Below are 13008 nucleotides of genomic sequence, written 5' to 3'. Positions count from 1 at the left end.
GAGGTGCGTGCTCCGGCGTCGCGCGCCCGGCAAGATCCGAACGAGAGACCCTAGAGGTCGAAGGGGCCGACTTCCCGTGCGCGCCACCGGTCAGGGGGCGAGCCAGGGCGTGAGGTCGGGGACGAGGGTGGCCTGGGCGGGGTCCCACGTGCCGTAGCGGGGGTTGATCCGCAACCGGAGCGCGGAGGCCGCGTCGGCCAGGGCGATGCGGACGACGTCCTCGCCCTCCGGGGTGCCGGCGTCCGCCCCGGCCGCGGCGGCGAGCCGGAGGATGCCGAGCCGGCGCCGGAACCAGTCGTCGATCCCGCTGCCCGGAACGCCCCGGGCGGCCAGCACCCGGGCCAGCGCATCGGCGCCCCCGGACCGCTCCGCCGCGTCGGCGCGCTCCGCCGCCACCTCGGCGGCGGCGACGGCCAGCCCGCGGTCGGCCAGCGCACGGGCCACCACCGCGTCGAGCACCAGGTCGGCGACGGCCCGCCGGGCCAGTCCGTCCGGCTGCTGCCGGGCGTCCACCGAGGCGCCACCCGCCGCGTGCCGCAGCTCCGCGACCCGGGACTCGACCGCGCGCACCGGGATCCGCCGCCCGTCCAGCACCGCCGCCGTCCCGGCCGTCAGCCCGCCGCCCCCGCACGCGGCCAGCACCGCGGCGGCCGGCGCGACCGCGGCGAGCAGGGCGCCGACGGCGGCGGTCCGACGGTGCATGGCGGCCTCCGGGGCGAGCTGGCGGCGGGCCCGGAGGGGCGCTCCCACCGGACGCCGCGCGTCCACCGAGCGTAGGTCCGGGAGGCCGCCGCCGCGCGGACCACGGGCCGAACGGGTCACCCGCCCGGAGGCGTCGGCCCGTGGCGCCGGCTACGACTGCGGCGCCGTGCGGCCGATCAGGGCGGCGACGCCGTCCAGGATGCACTCCAGACCGTAGTCCAGCGGGTCCTCGTCCTGCGGCGTGAAGGCGCCGGCCGCGACGGCGGCGGTCAGGGCGGGGAAGCGTGCGCCGTGGCGCTCCAGCAGCTCACCGGTGAGCCGGTTCCACTCCTGGTCGCCCTCCTGGTTCGCGTCCTGCCGCTGTTGGGCGAGGCTGCGGATGTGCCCGACGATCAGCAGGAACGTGTCGTGCCGGCGGGCCGGGGGCAGCCCGCTGTCCGCGAGGGCCGCGAGCGCGGCGTCGAGCCAGGCCAGCTGGTTGGGCCCCATCAGCTGCCGGCGCATCGCGGTGGCGGGCAGGATCCACGGGTGGCGGCGGTACAGCGCCCAGCACTGCCGCGCCCACTCGGTGAGCCGAGGACGCCAGCCGCCCACCGTCCCGCCGAGTGACGGGGTGCCGAGCGCGGTGTCGACCATCAGGTCGACCAGGTCGGTCTTGCCGGGGACGTAGCGGTAGAGCGCCATCGTGGTGACGTCGAGCTCCGCGGCGACCCGCTGCATGGAGACCGCGTCCAGCCCCTCGGCATCGGCGATCGCGATGGCGGTGGCGGTGATCCGGTCCGGGGTCAGGGAGGGCTTCGGCCCGCGCCGGGGCTGCTCCTGCTCCCCCCACAGCAGCGCGAGGCTCGCCTTCGGGTCTCGCTGCTTCTCCGGGCTCCTGGCCATACCGCACTCCTCGTTCGTCGCTCGCCGGTCGGCGGTCGTCGCTGCGCTTTGACGACGACTCAGAACTGTGTATAACATACACATAACCGCGTAAGGCATATACAGTTTAGGGGAGTAACTGTGATCGGGATCGTGCTTGCCGCCTCCGCCGCCCTCGCCGCGCCCGTGGCCGGCCTGCTGGGCCACCGCCGGGTCAAGCAGCTCCGCAACGCCGGGCTGATGCGGATCGACCGCCCGAACGGCATCGACGAGCAGGGCTTCGTCCGCATCGGCGGGATCGAGCAGTGGATCTCCGTCCGCGGCGAGGACCTGGCCAACCCGGTGCTGCTGGAGATCCACGGAGGCCCCGGCTCGTCCAACGCGGCCTTCGGGCCTCGCACCCGCGCCTGGGAGAAGCACTTCACCGTCGTCCGCTGGGACCAGCGGGGCGCCGGCAAGACGCTGGCCCGCTCCGGCGCCGAGGGCCAGGGCGAGCTGAGCATCGCCCGCCTCCACGAGGACGCCGTCGAGGTCACCGAGTACGTCCGCACCCGGCTCGGCGTCGAGCGGGTCGTCCTGACGGCGCACTCGTTCGGCAGCGTGATCGGCCTGCGGCTGGCCCGGCAGCGGCCCGACCTCTTCTCCGCCTACGTCGGCACCGACCAGAACCTCCTCGACGGCGGCCGCGACCGTTCCGCCCACCACGCCCTGCTGGACCGGCTGCGCACCGCCGGAAAGCGGAAGGACCTCGCCGCCGTGGAGCGGCTCGGCACCGACCCGGGCACCTGGACGGCCGAGCAGTACAGCACCTACGCCAGGATCACCGCGACCAGCGAGCCGCGCACCGCCGACGCCCTGAAGCGCGTGGTGCTGGCCTCGCTCTGGTTCTCCCCGCTGCACGGGCTGCGCGACTTCGGCGTGCTCGGCGAGGGGATGAAGCTCTCCGCGCAGATCGTCCCGGAGACCGCCGGCTACGACGACTGGGCCGACGGCACCGTCTTCGACCTGCCGTTCTTCGTCTTCCAGGGCGAGCACGACCCGTACACCCCGCCGGCACTCGCCCGGCGGTTCGTCGCGGACGTCCAGGCTCCGGTGAAGGACTTCGCGCTGATCCCGGACGCCGGCCACTTCGCCGCGTTCCGGTACCCCGACCGGTTCCTGGAGCTGATGCTGGCCAAGGTCCGCCCCGTGGTCACCGACCGCCGGCCCGTCGCCGCCCGGTAGCCGGCGGGCGGCCGGCTGCGGGCGGGGACCGGCGGGGGCCGGTCAGCGGCTCGGCGGCCAGGGGGTGGCGCGGGGGTCCTGCGGCGTGGCCGAGTGGTTGGTGGTGCGGTGGGGCTGGAGGGTGTCGAGCGTCTGGCGGAGCCGGCGGACGGCCGGGTGGTGCGGGCCGTCGCGGCGCTCGCGGTCGAAGAGCAGCTGGAGCAGCCACTGCCAGGCGGCCTCGGTGCCGCCACCCGCCGCGAGGAGCAGGCCGATCCGCTCCCGCAGGTCGAAGGCCCGCTCCGGCTCGGCGTCCGACGCGGCGGAGAGCAGGGCCCGGTACTCGTCCAGCGCGTCCGGGCCGTGGCCGAGCTGTTCGAGGCAGAACGCGGCGCGGTACCGGGGCTCGCGGGCCTGCGGGCCGTCCGGCCCGCCCTCGGCGGTGGCGACCAGCAACCGGTACTCGGGCAGCGCCTGCCGGTAGCGGCGCTCCTGCAGCAGGACGCGGGCGTAGATGGTCCGGACGGTGCGCACCAGCGGGGCGCCGTCGCCGAGTTCGGCCTGGGCCCGGGGCAGCAGCCGGGCCGCGAGGTCCAGCACCTCGGCGTGCCGCTCGGCGGCGACCAGGTCGGAGAGCTGGGCGCAGGCGGCCGTCAGGTCGGCGGGCGGAGTGGCGGGCGGGGGCGGAGTGGCGGGCGCGGCCGGGGTGGCGGCCGGGGGCGCGACCGCCGCGGACGGCACCGCGGCCATCAGGAACGGCTGCGGCTCGGCCCGCCGCGGCGCGGGCGGCACCGGCAGCGGGTCGGCGGCCTCCACCGGCCGCGGCTGCGGCTGGTGGGGGTGGCGGTAGGGGCGGGCGGGGTCGGGCAGCGGCCCGTAGCGGGGCTGCGGGGCCGACACGGCCGGCGGGAGGAACGGGAGCAGCCGGGCGTACACCTGCTGGGCGTCGGCCGGGCGGCCGTCGGCCTGCTTGGCGAGCAGGTCGAGGACCAGCCGTTCGATCGGCTCCGGCACGTCGGGGCGGAGGTCGCGCAGCGGGACCGGCGCCTCGTCGACGTGGCGGCGGAGCACCCCGAGGGCGGTCGGCGCGCGGAACGGCTCCTCGCCCGCGATCATCGCGTGCAGCAGGCAGCCGAGCGCGTACAGGTCGCTGCGCGGGTCGGTCGCGGCGCCGAGCGCCTGTTCCGGAGCCATGTAGGACGGGCTGCCGACCGGGGCGCCGGTGAGGGTGAGACGGGTGGCATCGGTGTCGAGCGCGGTGGCGATGCCGAGGTCGAGCAGGACGGTCCGGCCGTCGTCGCGGACCATCACGTTGCTGGGCTTCAGATCGCGGTGGACCACCGGCACGGCGTGGACGGCGGCCAGCGCCGCGCAGAGCTGGGCGGCGACGGCGGCCGCGCGCTCGATCGGGAGGGGCGCCTCCTCCGCGATCAGGTCGGCGAGGCTGACGCCGGGGACGCGCTGCATGACCAGGTAGAGCTCGCCGGCGTCCTCGCCGGCGTCGAAGACGGTGACCAGGCCCGGGTGGTCGAGGGCGGCGGTGATCCGGCACTCGCGCAGGAAGCGGCGGCGCAGCCGGTCGCCCTCGCGGTCGTGCCCGGTGCCGCCCGCCCCGGCACCGGGCGCGTGGGCGGGGAGCAGGTGGTCGGTGCGGAGCAGCTTGACCGCGACCGGGCGGTCCAGCCGTTCGTCGTAACCGCCCCAGACCTGGCCCATTCCGCCGTGGCCGATCTTCTCGGCCAGCCGGTAGCGGCCGCCGATCACCCGGTCGACGCTCACGGGCGGCCCTCGCCGGCCTGACGGCGCAGCAGTTCGCCCAGCTCGCGCAGCTCGTCACCGGTCTCGGACGAGGAGGCGGGGGCCGGCCCGGGGGCGCCGCCCCGGGCGGTCGGGGGCGTGGCGTACGGCGCGACGGGGCCGTCGAAGCGGGTGGCCGGCGGGGGCTGGTGCGGCGTCCCGGTGGGGTACGGCGTACCCGCCGGGTGCGGGGTGCCCGTCCGGACCGGGGTGCCGCCCGGGTGCGGCGCACCGGCGGGGTAGGGGGTGATCGCGGTCGCCGCGTACGGCGAGACGGGCGGCGGGACGGGCGCCGGGTAGTAGGCGGCCGGGGTGGGTGCGGGGCGGCCGGCGTCCCAGACCGCGCGCAGGTCCATCCCCACGAAGTGCAGCGGCGCGCCGAACCAGAGCAGCACCAGCGCCACGGTGCCGACCTTGTCGAGCACGGTGCCGTCACTGTGTCCGCCGGCGATGCCGGCGCTGACCAGGAAGGCGAGGAACAGGCCGGTGAAGACCACCGCCCCGACGAAGTCGTAGGCCCGCCGCCGGCGGATCGCCAGCAGCAGCGAGGGGACCATCCCGAGCAGGCCGAAACTGAGCAGCGGGGCCAGGATGCACAGCGTCCGGCCGAGCGCCCCGTACGGGCCGGGGCCCGCCGCGGGACCGGTGCCGGGGCCCGGCAGGGGCACGGGTCCGGTCGGTGGGCCGGGGTAGTGCGCCCCGGCCGGTATGCCGCCGGCGGGCACGCCGCCGGGCGGTGGTCCGAACTGCCCGGGGTACTGCCCTGACATCTGCGCTCCTGAGCGGTGAGAACGGCGGTCGGCCGTGCCACGGACGATCCCCGCACACCGTACCGCCCACGACCGACCGGTCGGAGGCCTTCCCGGACAGCGGACCGCGCGGTGAGCGCCACGCGGGGGGCGTCGCGCGGGGAGCCGGGAGCGGCCGTGGATGTGACGCCGGGTCGGCGCCGCCGCCGACGGCCCGGGTCCGGTCGGGCCCGGGTCCGGCCCGGCCCGGCCGGCCTCAGGACTCGGCGGGCGGGGCCGGCGCGGGCAGGGTGCCGGTGGCCAGGCCGTCGGTGAGGGCCTGGGTGAGCGTACGGGCGAGGGCGGCGGCCTGTTGGAGGGTGGCGTCGAAGGCCGCGATCCGGGCGAAGGCGGCGCCGAGGGCGCGCTGTTCGGTGATCGGCAGGCGGGGCAGCTCGACCCGGCGGATGTCCAGGCGGACGGTGGTCGAGGCGTGGCTGGCGGCCCGTCGGGTGGAGGCGGTGGAGCGGAACTGACCGGCCAGGAACTCCGGGTCCAGCGCGGCCGGGTCGGGGCGCAGCAGGTGGAGCTGGCGGCCGAGCGCCGCGCCCACGAGCGGGCCGCCGGCCGGGACGACCCGGGCCACTCCCCCGCCGAGCGCGGGGACGAGGACGTCGCCGGGCCGCGTCCGGAGCTCGCCCGCCGCGCCCACCGGGCCGGCGGCGCCCGTACCGCCGGTGGCGCCGGCCGTTCCGCCGGTGGCGCCGGCAGGGGCGAGGACGGCGCTGGGCGGGTTGCCCGCGACGACGTCCTGGTCGGTCAGCACGGGCGTGCCCGAGTCGGCGGTGCCCTGGCCCGAGGCGTCCGCGGCCGGGCGGGCGGGCACGCCGGCCCCGGAGGAGTACAGCTCCAGCACACCGCTGCGGACCAGCTCCCCCACCGTGACCACCGGCCCGGTCGGTCCGGCCGCACCGACCGGGCCGGTGCCCGGAGCCGGGTCGGGCAGGAGCGCGGACGGCTCCCCCAGGCCGCCCAGCAGCTCGGTCAAGCGTCCGCTCAGGTGCGAGAGTTCGGCCGCGCCGCCGACCGGCGAGGCGGGCGGGACGTGGCGGGTCGGCGAGAGGTCGGTCTCGTCGTCGAGCAGGTCGATCGCGGCCATCGCCCGGTGGACGCCCGGCCGGTCCGGCGGCAGCGGCAGGCCCTCGCGGGCGGCCAGGTCGAACGCGCGCCAGGCGTTCAGGACGGTCCGGCGCAGCTCGGGCCAGCGGACCTTGTCCCGGCCGCCCTCCGCCCCGTCGGACGCGACGGCGAACGAGGCCGACGACGCGTCGAGCAGCAGCACCTGCCGGAAGTCGTCCCCCGGCCGGGGGGCGCGCAGCACCCACAGGTGGAGCGGCACCCCGTACGGCGGGGCGGCGCCGGCGGGGAGGGCGACGACGGCGCGCAGGGCGCCGGAGCGCAGCAGCTCGGCGCGGACCCGGCGGCCGGCCCGGCGGGTGGCGACGGTGGGCGGCAGCAGCAGCGCGGCGAGTCCGCCGGGGCGGGTGTGGGCGAGGCAGTGCAGCACCCAGGCGAGCTCGGACTCGCCGCGCGGCGGGACGAGGCCGCCCGGCCAGCGCGTGTCGAACTGCAACTCGTCGTAGCCCCACTCCCGTTCGTTGTACGGGGGCTGGCAGAGCACGGCCTCGAAGGTGTCGCCGGGGTAGCCGTCGGCGCGCAGGGCGTCGCCGGCCCGCAGCTCGACCGGGAGCGGCCCGGGGTCGCCGGCGGGGGTGTGCAGGGCGAGCCGCAGGAGGGCGAGCACCCCGGTGACGCGGTCGGCGTCCTGGCCGTAGCGGCCGGCGGTGGGCGGGAGGGCGAGCAGCAGGGGGCCGAGGCCGGTGGCCGGGTCCAGCACGGTGGCGGGGACGCCGGCGACGGCGGCGAGCAGTTCGGCGGCCTCGGGCGGGGTGGGGCTGAGCTGGCGGGAGTTGGCCTCGGCGTACCGGGTGAGCAGTTGCTCGAACGCGCCGGCGGCATCGGCGGCGGGGGTGCTGCCGGCCGGAGCGCCGGCGGCAGCGACGGTGGAGGCGCCGGCCACCGGAGCGCCGGCGGCAGCGGCCAGTCGGGCGAGCAGCCGGGCCAGGTCGAGCTGGGTGCTGCCGAGCAGGCCCGGGAGGCGGAGGGCGGCGGCGCCGTCCGGACCGAGCGTCGCGGCGGCGGCCTCGGCGAGGGCGCGGGGCAGCGCGGTGGCCAGCCGGGTGTCGGGCTCGGCGGCCAGGGCGGCCCAGCGCTCGGGCTCGCGGTGCAGCAGCAGGAGGACGGCACCGGCCTCGGCCAGCGGCGCGGCCGGGTGGCCGTCGGGGTCGCGGAGGGTCTCCAGCAGTTGCCAGACGCGCTCCAGCAGCGGGAGTTCGGCGAGCTTGCCCTGCGCGCGGAGCCAGCCGGCCACCTCGTCCAGCGCGAAGGTCGGGCTGGCGTCGGTACCGCCGACCGGGCGGGGGAAGTCGGCGTGCCGGCGGCGCCAGTTGCTCACGGCGGCCCGGCCGACCCCGGCCAGCCGGGCGATCTCGACGGCGGTCACCTCGGGACGGTCCGGCATGGGGGCTCCTTCGGCGACGCACGGACGGGGCGGGACTGGGCGGGACTGGGGGCAGGGCTGGGGGCGGGACGGGCCGAGCAACGCCGGACAGGAACAGGGCGGCGCAGGTGTGACCACACAGCATAGCCAGCGCCACCCCCGCGAGCGTTCACACGTGAACAGAGATGTTTCCTGAATGCCCGTTGACATCGTTCACAGTGAATGGTGTGATCTACCTGTCGCCGACGCAGCCGAGCGCCGGCGGCCCAGGACCGAGAACCGGGAGAAACCGATGTCCGTCGCCACCACCGCGCGCCGCACCCGCCGCAACGCCGCCCTGCTGCTGGGCGCCGCGCTGGTCGCGCTCACCGCGACCGCCTGCAACTCCACCGCCGGCTCCACCGTCGCCACCGAGCCCAAGCAGACCGCCGCGGCGACCTCCGCCCCCGGCGCGGCGACCGGCGCCGCCGCCGCGCCCGCCGGGACCAAGCCGGCAGACGCGCCGAAGGCCGCGGCCAAGGTGGGCGACACCATCGCGCTCAAGGGCATGGAGAAGGGCAACACCGCCGACGTCACCGCGGTGAAGCTGGTCGACCCGGCCGAGAGCGCGAACGAGTTCCTCAAGCCCGCCGACGGCAAGCGGTACGTCGCGGTGCAGTTCCAGATCAAGGCCACCGGCACCCAGGCCTACGGCGAGTCCCCGCTGAGCAGCGCCAAGGTGGTCGACGCCCAGGGCCAGTCGTACGGCCCGACGTTCGCCGAGACCAAGGCCGGCCCGGACTTCCAGACCCCCACCAACATCGCCTCCGGCGAGACCGGCAAGGGCTTCGTGACCTTCGAGGTGCCGACCGACGCCAAGATCGACAAGATCCAGTTCGCCCTGGACAACGGCTTCGCCAACCAGGTCGGCCAGTGGAAGATCGGCTGACGCCCCTGTTCACACCCGACCGGGGCCGTTCCCGCCGTCAGGCCGGCGCGCACCGCCCCCCGCCCCGCACCGCTGCAGCCCGCCGATGCAGAACGGCGGTCCCGGGCACCGTGGCCCGAGACCGCCGTTCACTCCCCGCCTCCACCGAGGCGGGCCGCTCACTCCGCGCGCGCTACTTCTTCGCCCCCGCCAGGTCGTCGAACATCGCGGACAGGAACTCCCGGCACCAGGCCAGCAGCTCGCGCCCCACCAGCGGCTTGCCCCCGATCCGCCCGGTGGCCGGCCGGGGCACCAGCAGCTGCTGGGTGGCCGCCTTCACCTGACTGCGCGGGTAGAGCCGGTTCAGCCGCAGCTGCTGCGACTCCCGCAGCTCCACCGGGCCGAACCGGATGCTGGTGCCCTGCAGGGTGATGTCCGCGATCCCGCAGCGGCGGGCGTACAGCCGCAGCGCCGCCACCAGCAGCAGGTTCTCCACCGGCTCGGGCAGCTTGCCGTATCGGTCGACCAGCTCGTCCCGGACGTGCTTGATGTCCTCCTCCGAGTTGACCGCCGCGATCGAGCGGTAGGCCTGGAGCCGCAGCCGCTCGCCGGGGGCGTAGTCGTGCGGCACGTGGGCGTCCACCGGCAGCTCGATCTTCACCTCCAGCGGCTCCTCCTCCGGCTCGCCGCCGCCGTTGGCCAGCGACTCGCGGAACTCGGCCACCGCCTCGCCGACCATCCGCATGTAGAGGTCGAAGCCGACGCCCGCGATGTGCCCGGACTGCTCGCCGCCGAGCAGGTTGCCGGCGCCGCGGATCTCCAGGTCCTTCATCGCCACGTACATGCCGGCGCCCATCTCGGTGTGCTGGGCGATGGTGGCGAGGCGCTCGTGGGCGGTCTCGGTCAGCGGCTTCTCCGGCGGGTAGAGCATGTAGGCGTAGCCGCGCTCGCGACCACGGCCCACCCGGCCGCGCAGCTGGTGCAGCTGGGAGAGGCCGAAGGTGTCGCCGCGCTCGACGATCAGGGTGTTGGCGTTGGAGATGTCGATGCCCGACTCCACGATGGTGGTCGACACCAGGACGTCGAACTCCTTCTCCCAGAAGTCGACGACCACCTTCTCCAGCTGGGTCTCCCCCATCTGCCCGTGCGCGGTGGCGACCCGCGCCTCGGGGACGAGGTCCTTCAGCCGGGCCGCCGCCTTGTCGATCGACTCGACCCGGTTGTGGATGTAGAACACCTGGCCCTCGCGCAGGAGTTCACGCCGGATCGCGGCCGAGATCTGCTTCTCGTCGTACGGGCCGACGAAGGTCAGCACCGGGTGCCGCTCCTCCGGCGGGGTGGTGATCGTGGACATCTCGCGGATGCCGGTGACCGCCATCTCCAGGGTGCGCGGGATCGGCGTCGCCGACATCGTCAGCACGTCGACGTTGGCGCGCAGCTTCTTCAGCTGCTCCTTGTGCTCGACGCCGAAGCGCTGCTCCTCGTCGACGATGACCAGGCCGAGATCCTTGAACCGGGTCTCGGAGGAGAACAGCCGGTGGGTGCCGATCACGACGTCCACCGAGCCCTCGAACAGCCCCTCCAGCACCGCCTTCGCCTCGGAGTCGGTCTGGAACCGGGACAGCGCCTTCACCGTGACCGGGAAGTTGGCGTACCGCTCGGCGAAGGTCGAGAAGTGCTGCTGCACCAGCAGCGTGGTCGGCACCAGCACCGCCACCTGCTTGCCGTCCTGCACCGCCTTGAAGGCGGCCCGGACGGCGATCTCGGTCTTGCCGTAGCCGACGTCGCCGCAGATCAGGCGGTCCATCGGGACGGACTTCTCCATGTCCGACTTGACCTCGGCGATGGTGGTCAGCTGGTCCGGCGTCTCCGCGTACGGGAAGGCGTCCTCCAGCTCGCGCTGCCACGGGGTGTCCGGGCCGAAGGTGTGGCCGGGCGCCGCCATCCGGGCCGAGTACAGCTTGATCAGGTCGGCGGCGATCTCCTTGACCGCCTTCTTGGCGCGCTGCTTGGTCTTCGCCCAGTCCGCGCCGCCCAGCCGGTGCAGCGTCGGGGCCTCGCCGCCGACGTACTTGGTGACCTGGTCCAGCTGGTCGGTCGGCACGAAGAGCCGGTCGCCGGGGTGGCCGCGCTTGGCCGGGGCGTACTCCAGCACCAGGTACTCGCGGGTGGCGCCCTGCACCGTGCGCTGCACCATCTCGACGTAGCGGCCGACGCCGTGCGCCTCGTGGACGACGTAGTCGCCGGCCACCAGGGCCAGCGGGTCGATCGCGTTGCGGCGGCGGGACGGCATCCGCCGCATGTCCTTGGTGGAGGACTTCTGGCCGGAGAGGTCGGTCTCGGTGACGACGGTCAGCTTGAGGGCCTCGTCGACGAAGCCGTGCTCGATCGAGCCGCAGGAGACGTAGACGACGTCCCGGGTGGGCGCCTCGGCGAGGTCGGCCACCAGCCGCGCCGGGATGCCCTCGTTGCCGAGCACCTCGGCGAGCCGGCTCGCCGGGCCGTGGCCCTCCGTCACCATGACGACCCGCCAGTCGGCGGCCAGCCGCTCCTTGGCGTCGGCGATCGCCCGCGCGGTGTCGCCGCGGTAGGCCTCGACGGCGTGCATGCCCAGGGTCAGCGTGTTGGCGTCGAACTCCAGCACCTCGCTGACGCTGGACTCGCTGGTCGCGAACGGGCTGACCGACCACCAGGGCAGGCCGATCTCGGCCGCGTGCTCGCGGACGTCCGCCAGCGACCAGAGCGAGGCGGCGGAGACGTCGATCGCCTCCAGGTCGATCGGCCGGTCGCCGCCGGCCGCGGCCGCCACCCAGGACGCGTGCAGGAACTCCTGACTGGTCGCCACCAGGTCGGCGGCCCGGGTGCGGACCCGCTCCGGGTCGCAGACCACGGCGACCGAGCCGAGCGGCAGCACGTCCAGCAGCAGCTCCATGTCGTCCACCAGCACCGGCGCCAGCGACTCCATGCCCTCGACCGCGATGCCCTCGGCGATCCGGTCCAGGATCTCGGCCAGCCCGGGGTGCTCGGCGGACAGCTCGGCGGCCCGGGCCCGCACCTCGTCGGTCAGCAGCAGCTCGCGGCAGGGCGGCGCCCAGAGGCCGTGCTCGGCGATCTCCAGCGACCGCTGGTCGGCCACCTTGAAGTAGCGGATCTCCTCGACGTCGTCGCCCCAGAACTCCACCCGCAGCGGGTGCTCCTCGGTCGGCGGGAAGACGTCCAGGATTCCGCCGCGCACCGCGAACTCGCCGCGCTTCTCGACCAGTTCGACCCGGGCGTAGGCGGCCGCGGCGAGCCGGCGGGCCACCTCCTCCAGGTCGTGCGACTCACCCCGCTGCACCGCGACCGGCTCCAGCTCGGCGAGCCCCTTCACCTGCGGCTGGAGCACCGAGCGGACCGGCGCCACCACCACCTGCACCGGCCCGGCGGCCAGGTCGTCCGCCCGCGGGTGCACGATCCGGCGCAGCACGGCCAGCCGGCGGCCGACCGTGTCCGAGCGCGGCGAGAGCCGCTCGTGCGGCAGCGTCTCCCAGGCCGGGAACTCGGCCACGGCGTCGGGCGGCAGCAGCGAGCGGAGGGAGGCGGCGAGGTCCTCGGCCTCCCGGCCGGTCGCGGTGACGGCCAGGACCGGCCGGCCGCGCTCGCCCGCCGCCTGGCCGGCCAGCGCGCGGGCCAGTGCGGCGATGGCGAACGGCCTGGCGGCGGGCGGGCCGACCAGGTCGAGATGGTGGCGGCCGCCCGCCGCCGGCCCGGTGGCGGTCGCGGCCTCGATCGCCTCGGCGAGCGCCGCGTCCCGCGCGACGACATCGAGCAGTCCGGTCAGGCTCATCTGGAGTCTCTTCTTCGTCCCGTGGCTGGTGCTGCCCCCGACGCGGGAGAGGCCCGCCGGGGCAACGCGAACGGCCCGGCGCGCCCAGCGGCCGGGGGTCTCCAGCCTACGCCGCGGCGCCGACACGTACGCGACACGCGACCCCGGCACGACCGGGGCGGCCACCGGGCGCGGGCCCGGTGGGCGCCCCGCCACGGAGAAGCGCCGGAGAACCCGGGGAATCAATGACGTGTCCACGACCAATCCGGGTCGCGGACGAATCACCGGCCCGGGGCCGGGCCCGCGCCTCCGCGATCTGCCACGAACTGGACATACTCCTGTCACTGCCCGTCCATGGAGATCGCGCACCATGGTGAACGTGCCCGCCGCACCCAACCGTGGGGGATGGCTGCGGTGGCACAGTCGCACACCCGATGGGGGT

The 13008-nt window shown here is 75.9% G+C and carries 8 protein-coding genes; 2 read left to right on the top strand and 6 right to left on the bottom strand.

Annotated features, from left to right (window positions below; translation table 11 throughout):
* Positions 1-90 precede the first annotated feature (90 nt).
* On the bottom strand, positions 91-702 hold the full coding sequence (locus RMN57_RS23405) for a hypothetical protein (protein WP_313765295.1): 612 nt from the start codon (positions 700-702) through the stop codon (positions 91-93).
* Between the two features lie 150 nt (positions 703-852).
* Complete coding sequence (locus RMN57_RS23400) at positions 853-1587, bottom strand: helix-turn-helix domain-containing protein (protein WP_313765294.1); 735 nt, start codon at positions 1585-1587, stop codon at positions 853-855.
* Between the two features lie 132 nt (positions 1588-1719).
* Between RMN57_RS23400 and RMN57_RS23395 the strand changes: the two genes are divergently transcribed.
* Positions 1720-2790: an alpha/beta hydrolase gene (locus RMN57_RS23395; protein WP_313765293.1), complete on the top strand. Its 1071-nt coding sequence runs from the start codon at positions 1720-1722 to the stop codon at positions 2788-2790.
* 42 nt (positions 2791-2832) lie between these two features.
* Here the strand turns inward: RMN57_RS23395 and RMN57_RS23390 are convergent, their stop codons facing one another.
* The 3 genes from RMN57_RS23390 to RMN57_RS23380 all read right to left on the bottom strand — a co-directional run bounded on the left by RMN57_RS23390 (position 2833) and on the right by RMN57_RS23380 (position 7875).
* Complete coding sequence (locus RMN57_RS23390) at positions 2833-4548, bottom strand: serine/threonine-protein kinase (protein ID WP_313765292.1); 1716 nt, start codon at positions 4546-4548, stop codon at positions 2833-2835.
* On the bottom strand, positions 4545-5336 hold the full coding sequence (locus RMN57_RS23385) for a hypothetical protein (protein ID WP_313765291.1): 792 nt from the start codon (positions 5334-5336) through the stop codon (positions 4545-4547). The genes RMN57_RS23390 and RMN57_RS23385 overlap by 4 nt, the downstream gene beginning before the upstream one ends.
* A 235-nt stretch (positions 5337-5571) precedes the next feature.
* Positions 5572-7875 carry an N-6 DNA methylase gene (locus RMN57_RS23380; protein ID WP_313765290.1) on the bottom strand — a complete coding sequence of 768 codons (2304 nt, stop codon included), beginning with the start codon at positions 7873-7875 and terminating at the stop codon, positions 5572-5574.
* Between the two features lie 271 nt (positions 7876-8146).
* Here RMN57_RS23380 and RMN57_RS23375 point away from each other — a divergent pair, with 271 nt between their 5' ends.
* Positions 8147-8782: a DUF4352 domain-containing protein gene (locus RMN57_RS23375; RefSeq protein ID WP_313765289.1), complete on the top strand. Its 636-nt coding sequence runs from the start codon at positions 8147-8149 to the stop codon at positions 8780-8782.
* 172 nt (positions 8783-8954) lie between these two features.
* On the opposite strand, the gene mfd is transcribed toward RMN57_RS23375, so the two are convergent.
* A complete protein-coding gene (gene mfd / locus RMN57_RS23370; RefSeq protein WP_313765288.1) occupies positions 8955-12587 on the bottom strand; it encodes a transcription-repair coupling factor in 3633 nt (1210 codons plus the stop codon).
* Between the last annotated feature and the right edge of the window lie 421 nt (positions 12588-13008).

The organism is Kitasatospora sp. CM 4170 (assembly GCF_032110285.1).
GTDB classification, from domain to species: domain Bacteria; phylum Actinomycetota; class Actinomycetes; order Streptomycetales; family Streptomycetaceae; genus Kitasatospora; species Kitasatospora aburaviensis.
This window is presented reverse-complemented; position numbering and strand designations above follow the sequence as displayed.

Excerpts from the sequence above, each read along its gene's own strand:
- RMN57_RS23405 (WP_313765295.1), bottom strand. The coding sequence starts at position 702 with ATGCACCGTCGGACCGCCGCCGTCGGCGCCCTGCTCGCCGCGGTCGCG.
- RMN57_RS23400 (WP_313765294.1), bottom strand. The coding sequence starts at position 1,587 with ATGGCCAGGAGCCCGGAGAAGCAGCGAGACCCGAAGGCGAGCCTCGCG.
- RMN57_RS23385 (WP_313765291.1), bottom strand. The coding sequence starts at position 5,336 with ATGTCAGGGCAGTACCCCGGGCAGTTCGGACCACCGCCCGGCGGCGTG.
- RMN57_RS23380 (WP_313765290.1), bottom strand. The coding sequence starts at position 7,875 with ATGCCGGACCGTCCCGAGGTGACCGCCGTCGAGATCGCCCGGCTGGCC.
- RMN57_RS23375 (WP_313765289.1), top strand. The coding sequence starts at position 8,147 with ATGTCCGTCGCCACCACCGCGCGCCGCACCCGCCGCAACGCCGCCCTG.
- mfd (WP_313765288.1), bottom strand. The coding sequence starts at position 12,587 with ATGAGCCTGACCGGACTGCTCGATGTCGTCGCGCGGGACGCGGCGCTC.